This is a genomic window from Streptomyces sp. NPDC085460 (assembly GCF_044541975.1).
Classification (GTDB): Bacteria; Actinomycetota; Actinomycetes; order Streptomycetales; family Streptomycetaceae; genus Streptomyces.
In genome coordinates, this window is record NZ_JBITTO010000013.1 from 141,375 (window position 1) to 158,586 (window position 17,212).

Genomic DNA, 17,212 nt, shown 5'->3' on the forward strand with positions numbered 1-17,212 from the left:
TCGGGGATCGGGGGGCCTTGGATCCGGGATTTTGGATCTTGGATCTTGGATCCGGGATCTTGGATCCGAGAGGGATCGGGAGGGAGCGCGTGGGGGAATCGGGGCGGGCAAGGGCCGGCCCCGTGCCCCGCTCGGATCAGACCGTGGCGGGGGCCGGGCGGTCGCCGAGGGTGTCGTGCGGAACGTCGAGCGCGGTCAGGCGGGCGCGGTGGCCGTCCAGGCGGCCGCGGAACTCCCGCCAGTCGTCGGTCGCCGCCCAGGCCCGCTCCGCCAGCGCGCACAGCCTCGGGTAGGTGAGGTACTCGATGTGCCGGGAGGTGGGTACGAACTCCGTCCACAACTGCCCCTGTGTGCCCAGCACCCTGCCCGCCTGACCCGGTTCGCCGCCCGGGGGCAGCAGGTCGAGCCCGTACACGCCGCGTACGTCGGTGGCGTGGCCCGGCTGCGCGGGCGGTTCGCCGGGACCGGTGGCGCGGGCGTAGTCGAAGTAGGTGCGGCGGTGGTCGGCCTGGACGACGTCGTGGCCCCGGCGGGCCGCCGCCCAGGCGTGCTCCGGCGTGCGCCAGCTCATCACCGTGCACGACAGGGGCAGCGTCGTGCCGTCCTCGGCCCAGGCCACCGGGCGGCGGCCCGCGCCCGCCACGTGGTCGGCCATCCGGCCCAGGAACCAGCCGTGCAGTTCGCGGGGGCCCGCCAGGCCCTCGCGGGCGGCGCGGGCGATCGCCGCACGGCTGGACTCCCATTCCCGCGTGGGTACTTCGTCCCCGCCGATGTGGATGTACGGGGAGGGGAAGAGGTCCATCACCTCGTCCAGGACGGTGCGGAAGAAGTCGAGGACGTGGTCCCCGACGCCGAGGACGTTGTCGCACACCCCCCACCGGGTCCAGACGTCGAGGCGCCGGTCGGGGAAGTTGCCGAGCTCCGGGTAGGCGGCGAGCGCGGACCGCACGTGGCCGGGGAGGCTGATCTCGGGGACGACGGTCACTCCGCGTGCGGCGGCGTGGGCGACGAGACCGGCGAGTTCGGCCCGCGTGTACGAACCGCCGTGCGGGCGGCCGTCGAAGCGCTCGCTGCCGGCGGGCCCGATCATCGACTCGGCGCGCCGGCCGCCGATCTCGGTGAGCCGGGGGTACGCGGCCACCGGCATGCGCCAGCCCTGGTCGTCGGTGAGGTGGAGCTGGAGGACGTTCAGCTTGTGGAAGGCGAGCAGGTCGACGAAACGGTGGAGGTATGACACCGGCTGGAAGTGGCGGGCGACGTCCAGGAGCATGCCGCGCCAGGGGTGGGCGGGGAGGTCGGTGATCTCCACCCCGGGCAGCTCGACGGCGGCCGCGGCCGAGGCGAGCGGGGGGCCGTCCGGCCGCGGGGCGGCGAGGGTGTGGGGCGGCAGGAGCTGGCGGACGGTCTGGACGCCGCGGAGCAGACCGGTGGGGCGGGCCGCGCGCAGCAGGACGCCGTGCTCGGCGACGGTGAGCCCGTACCCCTCCTCCCCCAGGCCGGTGAGCGCCGGGTCGAGGGCGAGGACGAAGGTGCCGTCCTCGGCGTGCTCCGGGCTCAGCCCGGTGGTGGGCGTCAGGTACGTCCGCAGGAGGTCGGCGGCCGGTTCGGCGCCGGGCGAGACCCGCAGCCGGGTGGTGCGGTCGAGGCGGAAGCGGCCGGGGCGGGGCGAGAGCCGCCGGGGGCGGGGGACGAGGATCTGGTCGAGGCGAGGATGGCTGGGTTGGCCATCAGCGGGGCCCAGGTGGGCGGGGAGAGGATGGGCGGGGCCGGGATGGGCGGGGCCGGGATGGGGCAGGTCCACGGGTGTTCTCCGGTGTCGGGCGGTCTCCGGTGTCGGGCGGGGCGCGGGCGGTGTGCGCTGTCCGGGCGTCAGCCCTTGACGCCGCCGGCGGTCAGTCCGGAGGTGACGTGGCGTTGGAGGGCGAGGAAGACGACGAGGGCCGGCAGGGCGAAGAGGGTGGAGGCGGCCATGGTGGCTCCCCAGTCGGTGCCGAAGGTGGTCTGGAAGGAGGAGAGCCAGACCGGCAGGGTGCGGCTGTCCTGTTGTTTGATGATGAGGAAGTTGGCGTAGGTGAACTCGTTCCAGGCGGTGATGAAGCCGAACAGGGAGGTGGCCATCAGGCCGGGGGCGAGGAGCGGGAACGCGACGCGCCGGAAGGCGCCGACGCGGGTGCACCCGTCGACCTGGGCGGCTTCCTCCAGTTCGGGCGGGATGCCGGCGATGAAGCCGCGCAGGACGACCACCGTGAACGGCAGGGTGATCATGAAGTAGACCAGGGTGAGCGTCGGCAGCCGGTCGAGCATGTCGGTGTCGCGGGCGATGATGTAGACGGGGATGACCAGTGATTCCCAGGGGGCCATCTGGGCGATGAAGACCGCGAGCATGAACTGGCGGCGACCGCGCCAGCGCAGCCGGGCCACGGCGTAGGCGGCGCCGAGGGCGACGACGAGGGAGAGCAGGACGGCGGCGAGGGTGACGAGCACGCTGTTGCGCCAGAACAGGCCGAAGCCGTCGGCGCCGATCGCGGTGCGGAAGTGGTCCAGGGTCCATGTGTCGGGGAGGAGGCGGGGGTCGTACGACTGGATGTCGCGGGAGGGCCGGAAGGCGGTCGCCACCATCCAGTAGACGGGGAACAGGCAGCACACGACGGTGAACGTGGCGGCGGTGAGGAGCAGCGCCCGCCGCGAGGCCCGCCGCCGGCCGGCCGGGGTACGGAGCCTGGTGAAGGGACCCTGGGTACGGAGCCTGGTGCCGGAACCGGGGGTACGGAGCTTGGTGGCGGGCCCGGGGGAAGGGCCGGGGGAAGCGCCGGGGCCGGGCGGTGCCGTGGCGGCGGGTGCCGTGCTCATGAGAGGGCCATCGCTTCTCACAGGTGCTCCCCTTCCTGGCGGAACAGTTGGCGGAAGTAGAGGACGAGGACGCCGCTCATCAGCAGGAGGGTCACCATGGAGGCGGCCGAGCCGAGGTCGTAGCGCTGGTTGGCGAGGGCGGTCTGCACCGCGTACACGGGCAGGATGGTGGTGGCGTCGCCCGGTCCGCCGCGGGTCATGACCCAGATCTGGACGAACGCCTTGAAGGTCCAGATGACCTCCAGGGAGAGCACGAGCATGAAGATCGGGCGGACCAGGGGGAAGGTGACGGTGCGGAAGATGGTGCGGGTGCCGGCGCCGTCGATGCGGGCGGACTCGTACAGTTCGGCGGGGACGGTGGTGAGGGCGGAGTAGAGGGTGATGGCGGCGAACGGCACGGACTGCCACACGATGAGGGCGACGATGATGGTGAAGGCGGCGGTGCCGTCGGCGAACCACGTGTAGCCCTCGAAGGAGCTGAGGCCGAGGCTGGTGAGGGTCTCGTTGACGATGCCGAACTGGGAGTGGAAGAGCCACTGGAAGACGGTGGTGGCGGCCACCACGGGCACCGCCCACACCAGGACCAGCGAGCTGAGGACCACGGTCCTGCCGATCCTGCCGAGCCGTTCGGTCATCAGGGCGACCAGGGTCGCCAGGATCATGATGGCGACGACGTTGACCGCCATGAACAGGAAGGTGCGGCGGACCACTTCCCAGAACCGGGGGTCGGCAAGGAGGGTCTGGTAGTTGCGCAGGCCCACGAACTCGGCGTCGCCCCGGATCAGTTCGCGCAGCCGGAAGTCCTGGAGGGAGATCAGCAGGGCGCGGCCGAAGGGGTAGAGCAGGAGGTAGAGCATGCCCAGGACGGCAGGTGCGACGAGGAGGTACGGGCCGAGGGCGAGGGCGCGTCGGCGGGGTGGCCGCCGGGCGGTTGCGGCGTACATGGGTCAGGAACCGCTGTTCAGGGTCGTGGTGATGGACTGCGACGCCTTCGCCGCCTCGGCCGCGGGGTCGCGGCCGACGAGGACGGCCGTCATGTAGTCCTTGATGGGGTTCTTCGCCTCGACGGCGGCCCACTGGGGGGTGTTGGGGGTGGCGTGGCCGTTGGCGGCGCCGACCGCCATGGTCGCGGCGCCGGGGTCGGAGGCGACGGCGGTGGCCAGGTTGGTCTTGTTGGGGACGTAGCTCATGGCGAGGGCGAGCTTCTTCTGCCAGGCGTCGCCGGCCAGTTCCTTGATGAAGGTGTACGCCTCGTCCTGGTTCTGGGCGACGGCGGGCACGACGAGGTCGGAGCCGCCGGTGAAGACGGCGCCGGGGGTGTCGGCGGTCTTGCCCGGGATGGGGAAGAACCCGAGCTTGCCCTTGAGTTCGGGGTTCTTCTGCGCGATGACGCCGGCGCCGCCGGGGGTGGCGATGACCTGCGCGACCTGGCCCTTGGCGACCACGTCGGCCTGGAGGGGGCGGGATTCGTCGGAGTCCTTCGGGCCCTTGCCGAGCGCTTGGAGCCGCTTGTAGAAGTCCATGGCGCGCAGCGCCTCGGGGGTGTCGAGGGCGCCCTTCCAGGTGCCGCCCTCATCGACGGCGAGGTCGCCGCCCTCGTCCCAGACGAAGCCGGCCAGGGTGAACCAGTTCTGGCCGGGCAGGTAGATGCCCTGGACGCCGTCCTTGTCGAGCTTCTCGGTGGCGGCCAGCCACTGCTCGCGGGTCTTGATCTTCGTGGCGTCGATTCCGGCCTTCTCGAACAGGTCGGTGCGGTAGATGACGACGCGGTTGGCGGCGTAGTACGGGATGCCGTACTGCCTGCCCTCCCAGGCGCCGGGCTCGGCGAGGCCGTCGAGCCAGAAGTCGCCGCCGAGCTCGCCGACCTTGCCGGAGAAGTCGGTCAGGCCGCCGCTCTGGGCGTACTGGGCGACCTGGGTGTTGCCGACCTCGATCACGTCGGGTGCGTCGTTGCTGGCCAGGGCGGCGGTGACCTTCTCCCCTATGCCTTCCCACTCCTGTATCTGGATCTTGAGGTCGATGTCGGGGTGGTCCTTCTCGAAGCCGGCCTCGAACTCCTTCTGGAACGCCTCCGAGACGCTGTCGCGCATGAGCCACACGTCGAGCACGGTCGGTCCGGCGGCGTTCCCGCCGCCGGACGAGGAACAGCCGGCGAGGCCGGTGGTCAGCAGCATCGTGCCGAGCAGGGCGAGGGGGCGGTGCTTCACGGTTCACCTCTGGAGGAGCCTGGGAGCGGAGGGGCGGGGAGGGAAGGGCCTGACAGGGAGGGGGATCACGGAGATCCGGGAGAGCCGGGGAACGACGGACGAACCCGACTTAACCACTTGCCGATCGGTGGTTTACCAGTTGGCGCGAGATGAAGGTGGCATGGACCAATGTCGGCGTCAACCCCCGCTACACAGACGGTTTCTGGCCGCATGTCGGCTCGAAGTCGGCCCACCCCGCCACTCATGAGTGGTCAGTTGTCACCTGACCAGCGAGCCCGTTATGGTTGACCAGCGAAGGTGCGACCAGTTTCCGACGACGAACGAGAGCCGGTATGGAGATCGACGCGGCGGCCTCCGGCGCGATGCTCAAGCGCGAGCGGGTACGGGACGCGATCCTCGAACTCATCGAGGCGCGGCGCCCCGGCGACGCCATCCCCTCCGAGCGGGTGCTCTGCGCCGAACTGGGCGTCTCCCGCCCGACCCTGCGCGCGGCGGTCGACGAACTGGTCATGGCCGGCCTGCTGGTCCGCGAGCACGGCCGGGGCATGTTCGTCGCCCAGGAGAAGATCACCCAGGAGCTGGTCTCCGACCGCAGCTCCTTCAGCCTGCCGCAGGCCGGCGGCGTGTGGACCAGCCGCCTCCTGGAGCTGCGCTCCCTGCCCGCCGGGGCCCGCGTCAGCCGCAAGCTGCGCGTCTCCCCCGCCGCTCCGATCCTCTACGCGGCCCGCCTGCGCTTGGTCGACGGCTCCCCCATGGCCATCGAGCACCTGCACATCCGCGCCGACCTCGCGCCCGGCCTGAGCCGCGAGGAACTGGAGCAGGGCGACCTGTACGAGCACCTGCGCGACCGGCACGGCGTCCTCGTCAGCGAGGCGGTGCAGTCCATCGAGCCCACCGTGGTCACCCGCGCCGAGGCCGACCTGCTCGAAGTGCCCGAGCTCTCCCCCGGGCTGCTGTTCGAGCGGCTGACCACCGACTCCCAGGGCCGGGCGGTGGAGTACGTCCACTCGCTCTACCGGGGCGACCGGTACCGCATCGTCTCGCGGCTCGCCCTCGGCACCCACGACGAACGGCCTCCCGCGAAGGAGGGCCACCACCCCGGCATCCCGCCGGGCGACTTCACCGGCGGCGCCCCGGTCACGTTCTCCACGCGGGGCGTCGTGCAGCAGCACGATTGAGCCGGGGCTCGGGCGTCGGCACGGGCATGTGGGCAGCGACCGCGTAAAGGACGTCCACGTCTCTTACGCTCCGGGGGGTTCGCGATCTAGCCTCACCACAGATCAGAAGTTACCTGCCAGTCAACCACTCTGTGATGGGTGCCCTCGGGCCCGGAGGTCGACATGAGTTCCGCGCAGCATCTTCTCGAAAGCCGCCCGCACTCCGTGGCGCACCTGTTCCTGGCGCGCGTCCGGGAGACGCCCGAGCGGGAGGCGTACCGGTACCCCGTGACCACGGGCGACGGCTCCGAGGAGTGGCGCTCGCTGACCTGGAGGCAGACGGCTCAGCGGGTCGACGCCATCGCGGCCGGGCTGCTCGCCCTGGGGCTGCGGCCCGAGGAGCGGGTCGCCATCTCCTCCTCGACCCGGATCGAGTGGATCCTCGCCGACCTGGGGGTGATGTGCGCGGGCGCGGCGGCCACGGCCGTCTACCCCAGCACCAACGGCGAGGAGACGGCGTACATCCTCGCCGACTCCGGCAGCCGCGCGATCTTCGTCGAGGACGCCGAGCAGCTGGCCAAGGTCGCCGCGCACCGGGGCGAGCTGCCCGGCCTCCGGTACGCGGTCCTCTTCGACCCCGCGCCCGGAACCGCCGAGGTCGAGGGCCTGGACGTGCTCACCCTCGCCGAGCTGGAGCGGCGCGGCGGCGAGTACCTCGCGAAGCACCCCGACGCCGTCGAGGCGGCGGTCCGGGAGATAGGCCCCGAGCAGCTCGCCACCCTGATCTACACCTCCGGCACGACCGGCCGTCCGAAGGGCGTGCGGCTGGTGCACGACTGCTGGTCGTACCAGGGCGCCGCCCAGATGGCGACGGGACTCGTGCTCCCCGACGACGTGCAGTTCCTGTGGCTGCCGCTGTCGCACGTCTTCGGCAAGGCCCTGATCTCCGGCCAGGTGCAGTCCGGGCACGTCATGGCCGTCGACGGCCGGATCGACCGCATCGTCGGCAACCTGCCCGTCGTCCGGCCCACCATCATGGCGTCCGCGCCACGGGTCTTCGAGAAGGTCTACAACGGCATCGCCGCCAGGGCGCGCGCCGAGGGCGGAGCCCGGTACAGGATCTTCCAGTGGGCGGCGAAGGTCGCCCGCGACCACGCCAGGACGGGCCAGGAACGGATGGTCGCCACGGGCCGGCGCACGGTGCCGCTGTCCCTCACCGTCCGGCACGCCGTCGCCGACAAGCTGGTCTACGGAAAGATCCGCGCGGCCTTCGGCGGCCGGCTGCGCGGCAGCGCCTCGGGCAGCGCCGCGCTCGCCCCGGAGATCGGGTACTTCTTCGCCGGGGCCGGGGTCAACGTCCTGGAGGGGTACGGCCTCACGGAGACCAGCGCGGCCTGCACGGTCAACCCGGCCGACGACGGGCGGGTGGGGACGGTCGGCAAGCCCCTGCCCGGCACCGAGGTCCGCATCGCCGAAGACGGCGAGATCCTGCTGCGCGGACCGGGCATCATGCGCGGCTACCACAACCTCCCCGACAAGACCGCCGAGGTCCTGGAGAGCGACGGCTGGTTCCGCACCGGGGACATCGGCGAGATCGACAAGGACGGCTACGTCCGGATCACCGACCGGAAGAAGGACCTCTTCAAGACCTCGGGCGGCAAGTACGTGGCCCCCACCGAGATAGAGAGCCGCTTCAAGGCCGCCTGCCCCTTCGCCAGCAACATCCTGGTCATCGGCAACGGCCGCAACTACTGCACCGCCCTGATCACCCTGGACGAGAGCGTGATCATGCCCTGGGCCGCCTCGAACGGCCTGGCCGGCCGCGGCTACGCCGAGGTCGTCACCTCTCCTGAGGTCCACGCCCTCGTCGACGGCTTCGTCCAGCGCGTCAACGCCGACCTCCAGCGGTGGCAGACCCTCAAGAAGTTCGCCGTCCTCCCCCGCGACCTCGACATCGAGCACGGCGAGCTCACGCCCAGCCTCAAGGTCAAGCGCCCCTTCGTCGAGCGCGAGTACGCCGACCTGGTCGAGGCGATGTACGAGGGCGCCCGCGAAGCCTGACATCCGTCCGGGGCTCCCGGGCCGTCCGGAGGATGCCGGTGTCGCCGCCGGTCAGGCGCGGAGGGCCGTGTACGCCGCGAGCCAGCCCGACGCGACGCGGTCGCCTCGGGTGAAGACGGCCGCTCCCCGGCGGTCCGCCGTCGGTGACGGCGGGTCGGCCGGGTCCGGGGGCGGGAGGGGCAGGAGGGTCTCCTCGTCCTCGGCGGTGTGCAGGGTGGTGGCCGTACCGTTCCACAGGCGGACCGCGGCGCCGGGCGGGGCCCACATCCGGACCTTGTCGTCCTGGAGGGTGAGGCGGGTGCCGGTGGCGCGCTCGGCGAGCAGGGCCCGGTAGCGGTCCGCGGGCAGGGCGCAGTCGCCGGGCGGGGTGGTGCCGGGCCAGTCGGGGGCGTCGACGCCGCGGGCCCGGGCCGCGTGCCACAGGCGGGGGACGAGCTCGGGCGCGAGCGGGGGCGTGGCCATGCGCTCGCACATCCAGAGCAGACGTCCCGCGCCCCGGCCCGGGCCCAGGGTGCGCCAGCGGATGCGCAGGGCGAGGTCGCCGGCGACGACGGCGACCCAGGGGTGGACCGTGCCGAGGGGCCCCTGCGCGCCGAGCCAGGCCAGATAGCGCCTGGCCTCCTCCAGGATGCCGGTCATGGAGTCCACGGGGATGCCGAGGACGTAGGAGGGGCGGCCGCGGAAGAGGGCGGGGCGGGTCGCCGCGAGGAGCAGGACGGCGCGGGCCAGGTCTCCGGCCTGGGGCCGCTGGTCGTCGTCGTCCGCACCGGGTTCCTTCGCCGGTCCGAGTCCCCAGGGGTCGTCCGGGTCACCGGCGGTGTGCTCGTGCTCGCGCAGGACGCGGCGGAGGGCCGCCTTCGCGCGTTCCGTGAACGGTGCCTGCTCCAGGACGGGCAGATGGGTGCTGAGCAGCTCCGCCAGCAACTCCTCGGCGGCGGGCGGGCTTTCGGGCACCGGGCTGTGGCGCAGCGCCGTGGCCAGCTCGTCGGCGAGTGCGGCGTCCACCATGAAGCGGCTGGTCAGCCGTCCGAGAGGGCTCGGTTCCAGGCGGTCCTCGTCCACGCCCGTCCGCAGGCACCCCACGTCCGCCAGGAACTGCGCCGCCTCGTGCAGGGGTTCGACGCTGTCGTGGCCCTGGTGGGCGGCGAACGTACCGGCCCACCAGCGCTCCGCCTCGTCGAGGGTCGACAGGCGTTCCTGTACGGCCTCGGCGAGGAGGTGGTCGGCCAGGTGCTCGTCGAGGCGCGACCGTACGGTGTATCCGGCGGCCAGCCTGGCCTGCCAGTGCGCCCGTTCGGCCGGGTCGGCGAGCAGGAACGCCCAGCCCTCGCGCTCGCCCGCGCCGATGCGCCCCGCGCGGCCGAACATCTGCTGGACCATCGACACCTCGACGCGGTCCAGGCCCAGCGTGGTGTCGCGGACGATGACCGCGCGGGCGGGCAGGTTGACGCCGGCCGCGACCGTGGAGGTGGCGACCAGGACCTCCGCCTCGCGGGCGCGGAAGGACTGTTCGGCCTGGCGCTTGTACGGCCAGTCCCGGTAGTGGAGCCGCACCCCGGCTTCGGTGCAGACGCGTTCCACCGCTTCGGCGTCGTCGGGGTCGACGCCGGTGGTGGGCACGCCCCGGTCGGCGGCCAGGGCCAGGGCCGTGGACCGGACCCCGCGCTTGCTGCCGCAGAAGACGAGGACGCTGCCGCCGTCGGCGGTGATCTGCCGGGCGAGGCGCACGGCGGCATCGGTGCGGACGGCGGCCCGCGCGGACCAGTCCGTCTCGTCGACCGGGGGGAGGTGGGGCAGCTGCCAGGTGAGGCGGGTGGGCCTCCATGTGGTGCGGACCAGGCGCGCGCCCAGCCAGTCGGCGACCTCGCCGGCGTTGGCGACCGTCGCGGACAGGCCCACGATCCGGGTGGCCGCGCTGTCCTCCCGTACCCGGGCGAGCAGCGCCTCGAGGACGGCTCCGCGGGTCGGGTCGCCGAGCAGGTGGATCTCGTCGACCACCAGGCAGCCGACCTCCGCGAGCGCGTCCCGCAGCGAGCCCGCGCGGCAGATCGCCTCGAACTTCTCGGTGGTGGCCACCCACACGTCGGCCGACCGGATCAGTTCCGTGTCCACCGCCGCCTCTCCGGTCAGGCGCACCACCCGCAGCCCGCGTGCGCGCCACAGCCGGAGCTCGCGGTCGAGCTCGTCGGTGAGGGAGCGCTGCGGCACGAGCCAGGCCGCCTTGCGTCCACGGGCGTGTGCCTCCAGGGCCGCGACCATCCCGATCGGGGTCTTGCCCGCCCCTGTCGGCGCGACGACGACGAGGTGCCCGGTCTCTCCGAGCACCACCGGTACGGCGGCGGCCTGCACCGGGTTGAACGTCGGGTGGGGCAGCAGCGCGGCCCACGCGACCGGCACGAGCTCGCCGACCGGCACGTACGCGTCCCCCTCCCCCGCACCGGCACCGCCCGGCAGTTCCTCCAGGGCGTCCCACTGGGCGGCGAACGCGTCCCGGGCCGCCACCGCCCAGGGACCGGCGGCGGGGGCCGCCCCGTGCGGGCCGACCGTGACGAGTGCCGTCCGCCCGCCGGTGTCGCCGACCGTGCCGACCTGTCCGGTCTGCTCCCAGTAGCGGCCGACCCGGTACGGCACGCCCCGCTGGTCCAGCCACGCCCGCAGTTCCGCGTACTCCGGGCCTTCGGGCAGGATCACCCGCACGTCCTCGGCGGCGGCGACCGCCGCCTCGGCCGGACGCCACGCGGGATCGGCGGTGGCGCACCACAGGAGGGCGCGCGGCTCCTCCTCGTCGGACACGACCAGGTCCTCGGGCCACGCGGGGCCGCTCTCCAGGCGCACCCTCAGCGGCGGCTGCCCCGGGACGCTCACGGTGGCGGTCACCGCCCTGACCCGCCCGTCCGGGCGTGCCCCGGCCGGCGCGGGCGCCCGACGGGGCCGGGGTGGCCGCTCCGCCCTGCGGGGCACGGTGCCGGTCAGCTCGTCGTACCGCTTCACGCCGAGGTCGGCGAGGGTGAAGGGCGGCGGGGCAGCCGGGGCAGACGAGCGCGGTGTAGCGGTAGGTCCGGCCCTGGGACTCGTACGGTCTGCGCACGGCGTGCAGTTCCCCGCCGCAGGCGGGACAGCGGCGGTCGACGGTGGCCTCGTGGCTCCATCCCGGCTCGGCGAACCGCGCGGGCAGTTCGCCGTGGAGCGTGACTCCCCACCGTTCCCGCGCCAGCTCGGCGACCGAGCCTTCCGCCGTTCCCTCCACCGGTCCCTCCACCTGGGCCTCCTCACCGCGCATGACGCGACTGTCGCATCCCGTGATCGTTTTCCGCAGGCGCTTCGCGAGGTTGGCCGTCGGGCGGGGGCGCGGACTCCCGCCGTGTCCGGGACAGGCATCCGACCAGGCCGGACAGGGCCGATGCTGTCCGGGAAACACGGATGCGCTGTGCCGCCGGCCCGGATTCCGCAAGCCTGTTCCCCGTCCAAGCGATCACTCCACAGCACGGCTCACACGAGGAGCATCAGTGAAGAAGACGGTTTTGGCGTCGCGGATCGGCAAGGCGGGGATCGGCGTGACGGTGGCCGCCGCGGCCACCATCGCGTTCTCGGGCACGGCGCACGCGGCCGACGTCTACGGGAAGACCGGCAACGGCTGCGCCGACGCGGGCGGCACGTACAGCTACTCCTGGACCGGCAGCGCCCAGGGGCGTGACACCTACAACGCCTACTTCGACATCACGGTCCGGGACAAGTGCCCGGGTGACGGGTGGGCGGGCGCCCTCTACCTGAGCTACTGGAAGTACCAGAACGGCCAGTGGAAGTGGACCTCGCAGCAGCGGGTCAAGGTCAACGGAACGTACAGCACCCCGCAGACCAACGTGGACGGTCTGCAGATCAACGTGTGCAACTACCTCCCGGACAGGGCCCCGTCGGGCTGCAGCCGCGTCTGGTGATCCGAACCACCGCCGGGGTGCGCGCGACGCGCGCACCCCGGCGGTGTGTCTTCGGCTCGGATCGCTAGATGCGCGACTTGCGCATCGAGTGCCAGGCCGCGCCCGCCAGCGCGCGGGCGGACCTCGGGAGCGAGAGGTGCTCGTGCTCCCGGTACAGGACCCAGTTGGCCGGGACCAGCGCCAGCTTGTTGGAGCTCAGGGACCCCGCCCGGCCGGCCCGGTAGACCGCCAGCGGCTCCCGTACCGAGCGGGCGTCGACGCCGTCCCGCATGATCGACAGCCACAGCGCGTAGTCCTGCCGGCGGGGCATGTCCGGCATCAGCCTCGATCCGAGCGCGGCGCGGTCGTACATCGCGGTCAGGGCCCCGATGTGGTCCTGCACCAGCATCGCGCGGTAGTCGACCCGGGCGGGGGCCCAGACCACCCGGCCGTTCGGGACGAAGTCGACGGCCTCGCCCTCGTGGTCGGCGTCCATCTTGTAGTAGGAGGTGAACGTCAGCGGCGTCCCGGCCGTCGCGGCGAAGGCGAGCTGCTCCTCCAGCTTCCGCGGGAGCCACCAGTCGTCGCTGTCGAGGAAGGCCACGTAGTCGCCCTTGGCCCGGGCGATGGCCAGGTTGCGGGCCCGCGCCGCGCCGCCCTGCTCCGGCGCCGCCGCCGGAAGGACGCGCTCGTCCTGCCGGGCCAGCTCCCGCAGCAGCTCCATCGACTCGTCCGTGGACGCGTCGTCGGTGATCAGCAGTTCGAGGTCGGTATGGGTCTGTGCCAGCACCGACCGGACCGAGGACCCGAGTGTGACCGCCGAATTGTGTACCGGCATCACCACAGAAACCAGGGCCACAGCACTGCTCCTTCTCCAGAGGGGGACATCGCGGATTGTCCGTCGGCGGCCAAGGCTACGCGGCCGGGACGTCAGGCGAGGTCGCGGTGGCGGCCCACCCCGCTGGAGAGGAGGTAGAGCCCGGGCAGGAGGGCGGCGGCGCAGACGATCCAGAGGGCGGTGTGGGCGCCGGCCCAGGTGGCGAGGAGGCCGGCGGTGAGCGCGCCGAGCGGCAGCGCGCCCCAGGAGACGAAGCGGACCGTCGCCATCACGCGGGACAGGAGGTCCGGGGGCGACTGGGTCTGGCGGTAGGTGCGGGTGGTGATCGAGCCGATGACGCTGCCGAAGGCGAAGCCGGCGTTGCCCAGGGCGAACCAGTAGGCGTCCTGCGCCGAGGTGGTCAGCGGGGCGAGCAGGAGCAGCGCGCCGCCGGCCAGGTCGGCCACGATGATGCCCCGCGCGGTGCCGAGGCGGGTGGTCACGCGGACCGCGACGGCGGCGCCGGCGAGCGCGCCGACCCCGTCCATGGCGAGGACGAGCCCGAGCTGTACGGGGTCGAGGCCGGCCTCGCGCACCAGGTAGAGGGGGGTGAGGGCGAGGAGGGCCGCGTTGACGAAGTTGGCGGCGGTCGCCCAGATCATGCAGGGCCGCATGACGGGGTGCCGGGTGACGTACCGCCAGCCCTCGCGCATCAGCCGGAGCGCGCTCTCGCCGGTGCGGGGCGCGGGGCGGGTCTCGGGAAGGGTGCGCAGGAGGACGGCGGAGGCCAGGTAGCTGGCGGCGTCCACGACCAGGGCGCCGACCGGTCCGGTGGCGCCGATCAGGACGCCGCCGAGGGAGGGGCCGCCGGTGTCGGTGACGGCGTGCGTGCCGGACATCACGCTGTTGCGGGCGGCCAGCTGTCCCGCCGGGACGACGGCGGGCAGGAAGGTCGAGTTGCCGATGTCGAAGAGCACCGTCGCCGCGCCGGTGACGAGCGCGGCGAGGAGCAGGTGCGCGTACGTGAGGGTGCCGAGCCACCAGGCGAGCGGCAGCGATCCGAGCGCCGCGAACCGTACGAGGTCGAGGGCGACCTGGAGGCGGCGCAGCGGTACGCGCTGGGCGACGACGCCCGCCGGGAGGCTGAGCAGCAGCCAGGAGACCTGTCCGGCGGCGGCGAGCAGGGCGACCTCGAAGGCGGAGGCGTCGAGGACGGTGAGGGCGACGAGCGGCAGCGCGAGGGCGGTGACGGCGGTGCCCGCGCCGCTGACGGTGGCGGCGGCCCAGTAGCGCCAGAAGACGCCCGGCGGTGAGGTCTTCCGGTCCTCGTCGCGCGGTTCGTGCTTCGGGATCGTTCGTGTCGGGCCCATACGGCGTCCACCCCCGGATTTCTTGTCAGTCTCTTTTGGGAACTCACTCGCCCAGTGAGTTTCTATAGGAAACTGACTGGATGGCGCAAGATGGTTCCGACGAGCGACGTCGAGCGCGCAGGAGGGGAGACGCTGTGATGAGGTCGGTGCCCGAGCGGGACGCGGCCTGCGCGATCGCGCAGGCGGCGGCGGTGGTCGGCGACTGGTGGAGCCTGCTCCTGATCCGGGAGACCGCGCGCGGGCACCACCGCTTCGACGCGCTCCAGGAGGAGCTCGGCATCTCCCGGAAGGTGCTCACCGAACGCCTGGCGCACCTGGTCGAGACCGGCGTCCTGGAGAAGGTGCCGTACCAGGACCGGCCGGTGCGGCACGAGTACCGGCTCACCGAGAGCGGCCGGGGGCTGCTGCCGGTGCTGCTGTCGATGCAGGACTGGGCGGACCGCTGGGTCTTCGGCGACGGCTCGCTCACCGGCACCGCCGACGAGGCGAGCGCGGAGGCGCGGCGCGTCGCGGACCTGACGGGCGAGCGGCTGCCGCGCCTGGAGCTGCCGGGTCACCGGGACGGCGCGCCGGTGGACCCGGTGGCCGGCGGCGCGGCCACCGTCCTGTTCTGCTACCCGGCGACCGGGGCCCCGAGCCCTCTCCCCGACAACTGGTCGGACATCCCCGGCACGATCGGCTGCACCCTGGAGAACCGGCTGTTCAGGGAGGCGTACGGGGACTTCCGCGCGGCGGGCGCGGAGGTGCACGGCGTCAGCACCCAACGACCCGACGAGCAGCGGGTGTTCGCCGCCCAGGAGAGCATCCCCTTCCCCCTCCTCTCGGACGTGGACCTGCGCCTCGCCGCCGCCCTGCGACTGCCCACCTTCCGCGCCGGGCAGCTGCTGCGGCTGAAGCGGGTCGTGCTCGTCGTGGACCGCGACCGCGTGGTGCGGCACGCGCGCTTTCCGGTGACGGACATCCCTGCGGCCGTGGCGGAGGCGCTGGCGCTGGTGCGGCGACTGGCGGAGGAGGGCTGAGGGGCGGCGCCGGTCGTCGTGGTCGCACCCGGTCAGCGGGTCAGCGCGCCCTCCCGTCCCACTGCCACTCCGCGCGCCGGGGCAGGCCCGGGAGCGGGACGCGCCCCGTACACCACAGCAGGGTGTCGGCCGGGCCGTGTCCCCGCGGGGCGTCCGGGAAGAGGAGGCCGAGGACAGCGGCGGCGAGGCCGTCGGGCAGGGTCCAGGCCACACCGAGGGCGCGCGTGACGTCGTAGGTGTGGACGACCAGTTCGGCGATCCCCATGGCGGCGAAACCGGCGGGGTCGGAGTGGCCCCAGGGATGCCAGGCCCGTACGCCGGGAGGCGTGTCGCGGACGGTCGAGGCGAGGAGCGACGCGGCGATCCGCAGGCCCTCCAGGCAGGCGGGGACGGGGGCCTGGGGGTCGAGCGAGGCGAAGAGGGTGACGTAACGGTCGCGGGGGCGGGCGACGAGCAGGCCGGTGTAGCCGGTCAGGCCGAGCGCGAGATGGTCGAGCGTGGCGCGGCAGGTCCAGTCGAGGTCGCGCGCGGGCCGCGACCAGTCCTGCCCGGCCCCCGCCAAGAGGGCGGCCAGGCAGTCGTCGGTGGCGGCGGCCAGCAGGTCCGGCCAGGACGCGGGGGCGGGGGCGGCCGGGGCCGGTGCCGGGGTGTGTGGAGCGGGGGCGGCCGGGTCCGGTGCCGAGGTGTACGGGGCGGGTGCGGCCGTGGCCGGTGCCGGGGTACGCGGGGCGCGGGGCGCCGGGGCCGGTGCCGGGTTACGCGCGGCGCGGGCAGACGGGGCCGGTGCCGGGGTACGGGGGGCGGGGGTCGGTGGCAGGGTCACGCGGCGCTTCCCCGCTTCTTCAGGACCTCGATCACGCTCGCGTAGCTGTCGGAGCCGTGGCCCGCGGCCCTGGCGCGTTCCATCGCGGACTTCAGGAGTTCGGGCAGGGCGTTGTCGACGCCGCGGGCCTCGGCGGCGTGGAGGAGGTGGTCGACGGCCGCGATCTGGACATCGACGGTGGCGTCGTCGCCCGGGTAGCGGCCGGCGTCCACCTGGGGCGCGTACGTGGTCATGAAGCCGGCCACGGCCGTGAGCCAGCGGATCGCGACGGGGGTGAAGGCCGTGGCCGGCGTCTTCTCGGCGCCGACCAGCGCCGTCCCGTGCAGCCAGCCGGTCAGGGTGGACCACATCAGCCCGAGCAGGGCGGCGTCGTAGAGGGAGGCCAGGCCCGGTTCGGCGCCCATGTACAGCGGATCGCCGAGGGAGGCCAGGGTCGGGCGATGGGCTTCGAAGGCGGCGCGGGATCCGCTGTAGAGGAACATCATCTCGGGGCTGCCGACGCCCGGCGGCGTGGTCATGATCGCGCCGTCGAGGTAGTCGGCGCCGTGCGACCCGGCCCACGCGTCGGCTTCCCCGGCCTGCTCGGGGGAGCCGGACGTGAGGTTGACCAGGGCCTTGCCCGCGAGCGCTCCGGCGGCGGGGTCGAGGACCGCCCGCAGCGCCGCGTAGTCGAGTACGCAGGCGATGACCACCGGACTCGCGGCGACCGCCTCCTCGGGCGTCGCGGCCAGACGGGCCCCCCGCTCGACGAGCGGCCGGGCCTTGTCCGCGGAGCGGTTCCACACGGTGGTCTCGTGCCCCCGCTCCAGCAGCACGGCGGCGAGCGCCGAGCCCATCGAACCCAGTCCGAGGACGGTCACCGACGGCAGGTCAGAACGCATGTCACCACTCCTTGTTCGGCCGCGCGCGGCGGCTGGTCACGTGCAACCAAGATCGCAGCGCGCGTGGAGCCGGAACAGTGACGCCCGTGACGGCGACCACCAAATTCCTGCCG

At 73.3% G+C, this 17,212-nt stretch carries 13 protein-coding genes; 4 read left to right on the forward strand and 9 right to left on the reverse strand.

What is annotated here, in order from left to right:
- Window positions 1–136: 136 nt before the first annotated feature.
- The 4 genes from ACIGHB_RS29405 to ACIGHB_RS29420 form a co-directional block, all read right to left on the reverse strand.
- Window positions 137–1,741: a beta-N-acetylhexosaminidase gene (locus ACIGHB_RS29405; RefSeq protein ID WP_399917223.1), complete on the reverse strand. Its 1,605-nt coding sequence runs from the start codon at window positions 1,739–1,741 to the stop codon at window positions 137–139.
- Between the two features lie 128 nt (window positions 1,742–1,869).
- Complete coding sequence (locus tag ACIGHB_RS29410) at window positions 1,870–2,850, reverse strand: carbohydrate ABC transporter permease (protein WP_399917143.1); 981 nt, start codon at window positions 2,848–2,850, stop codon at window positions 1,870–1,872.
- A 17-nt stretch (window positions 2,851–2,867) separates the two neighbouring features.
- The gene (locus ACIGHB_RS29415) at window positions 2,868–3,794 is read right to left on the reverse strand and encodes a carbohydrate ABC transporter permease (protein WP_399917145.1); all 927 of its coding nucleotides are present in this window, start codon (window positions 3,792–3,794) and stop codon (window positions 2,868–2,870) included.
- Window positions 3,795–3,797: 3 nt separating this feature from the next.
- Window positions 3,798–5,057: an extracellular solute-binding protein gene (locus tag ACIGHB_RS29420; protein WP_399917147.1), complete on the reverse strand. Its 1,260-nt coding sequence runs from the start codon at window positions 5,055–5,057 to the stop codon at window positions 3,798–3,800.
- A 332-nt stretch (window positions 5,058–5,389) separates the two neighbouring features.
- On the opposite strand from ACIGHB_RS29420, the gene ACIGHB_RS29425 reads away from it, so the two are divergent.
- On the forward strand, window positions 5,390–6,235 hold the full coding sequence (locus tag ACIGHB_RS29425; RefSeq protein ID WP_388875983.1) for a GntR family transcriptional regulator: 846 nt from the start codon (window positions 5,390–5,392) through the stop codon (window positions 6,233–6,235).
- A gap of 162 nt (window positions 6,236–6,397) precedes the next feature.
- Complete coding sequence (locus tag ACIGHB_RS29430) at window positions 6,398–8,275, forward strand: AMP-dependent synthetase/ligase (protein WP_399917150.1); 1,878 nt, start codon at window positions 6,398–6,400, stop codon at window positions 8,273–8,275.
- A 51-nt stretch (window positions 8,276–8,326) separates the two neighbouring features.
- Here the strand turns inward: ACIGHB_RS29430 and ACIGHB_RS29435 are convergent, their stop codons facing one another.
- Window positions 8,327–11,266, reverse strand: coding sequence for a DEAD/DEAH box helicase (locus tag ACIGHB_RS29435; RefSeq protein WP_399917152.1), 2,940 nt, complete (start codon window positions 11,264–11,266; stop codon window positions 8,327–8,329).
- Window positions 11,267–11,781: 515 nt separating this feature from the next.
- Between ACIGHB_RS29435 and ACIGHB_RS29440 the strand changes: the two genes are divergently transcribed.
- Window positions 11,782–12,210: a hypothetical protein gene (locus tag ACIGHB_RS29440; protein ID WP_360313830.1), complete on the forward strand. Its 429-nt coding sequence runs from the start codon at window positions 11,782–11,784 to the stop codon at window positions 12,208–12,210.
- Window positions 12,211–12,274: 64 nt separating this feature from the next.
- Here ACIGHB_RS29440 and ACIGHB_RS29445 read toward each other — a convergent pair whose 3' ends face one another.
- Window positions 12,275–13,048, reverse strand: coding sequence for a glycosyltransferase family 2 protein (locus ACIGHB_RS29445; RefSeq protein WP_399917155.1), 774 nt, complete (start codon window positions 13,046–13,048; stop codon window positions 12,275–12,277).
- Between the two features lie 71 nt (window positions 13,049–13,119).
- A complete protein-coding gene (locus ACIGHB_RS29450; protein ID WP_399917157.1) occupies window positions 13,120–14,376 on the reverse strand; it encodes an MFS transporter in 1,257 nt (418 codons plus the stop codon).
- A gap of 137 nt (window positions 14,377–14,513) precedes the next feature.
- Between ACIGHB_RS29450 and ACIGHB_RS29455 the strand changes: the two genes are divergently transcribed.
- Window positions 14,514–15,395: a winged helix-turn-helix transcriptional regulator gene (locus ACIGHB_RS29455; protein WP_399917159.1), complete on the forward strand. Its 882-nt coding sequence runs from the start codon at window positions 14,514–14,516 to the stop codon at window positions 15,393–15,395.
- A gap of 40 nt (window positions 15,396–15,435) precedes the next feature.
- Here ACIGHB_RS29455 and ACIGHB_RS29460 read toward each other — a convergent pair whose 3' ends face one another.
- A complete protein-coding gene (locus ACIGHB_RS29460; RefSeq protein WP_399917161.1) occupies window positions 15,436–16,218 on the reverse strand; it encodes a maleylpyruvate isomerase N-terminal domain-containing protein in 783 nt (260 codons plus the stop codon).
- Window positions 16,215–17,099 carry an NAD(P)-dependent oxidoreductase gene (locus ACIGHB_RS29465; RefSeq protein ID WP_399917163.1) on the reverse strand — a complete coding sequence of 295 codons (885 nt, stop codon included), beginning with the start codon at window positions 17,097–17,099 and terminating at the stop codon, window positions 16,215–16,217. Before ACIGHB_RS29465 ends, ACIGHB_RS29460 begins: the two co-directional genes overlap by 4 nt.
- Between the last annotated feature and the right edge of the window lie 113 nt (window positions 17,100–17,212).

What these genes read in the sequence shown, in the direction of transcription:
- ACIGHB_RS29465 (WP_399917163.1), bottom strand. Translation starts at nt 17,099, where the DNA reads ATGCGTTCTGACCTGCCGTCGGTGACCGTCCTCGGACTGGGTTCGATG.
- ACIGHB_RS29430 (WP_399917150.1), top strand. Translation starts at nt 6,398, where the DNA reads ATGAGTTCCGCGCAGCATCTTCTCGAAAGCCGCCCGCACTCCGTGGCG.
- ACIGHB_RS29455 (WP_399917159.1), top strand. Translation starts at nt 14,514, where the DNA reads ATGAGGTCGGTGCCCGAGCGGGACGCGGCCTGCGCGATCGCGCAGGCG.
- ACIGHB_RS29410 (WP_399917143.1), bottom strand. Translation starts at nt 2,850, where the DNA reads ATGAGCACGGCACCCGCCGCCACGGCACCGCCCGGCCCCGGCGCTTCC.
- ACIGHB_RS29450 (WP_399917157.1), bottom strand. Translation starts at nt 14,376, where the DNA reads ATGGGCCCGACACGAACGATCCCGAAGCACGAACCGCGCGACGAGGAC.
- ACIGHB_RS29415 (WP_399917145.1), bottom strand. Translation starts at nt 3,794, where the DNA reads ATGTACGCCGCAACCGCCCGGCGGCCACCCCGCCGACGCGCCCTCGCC.
- ACIGHB_RS29425 (WP_388875983.1), top strand. Translation starts at nt 5,390, where the DNA reads ATGGAGATCGACGCGGCGGCCTCCGGCGCGATGCTCAAGCGCGAGCGG.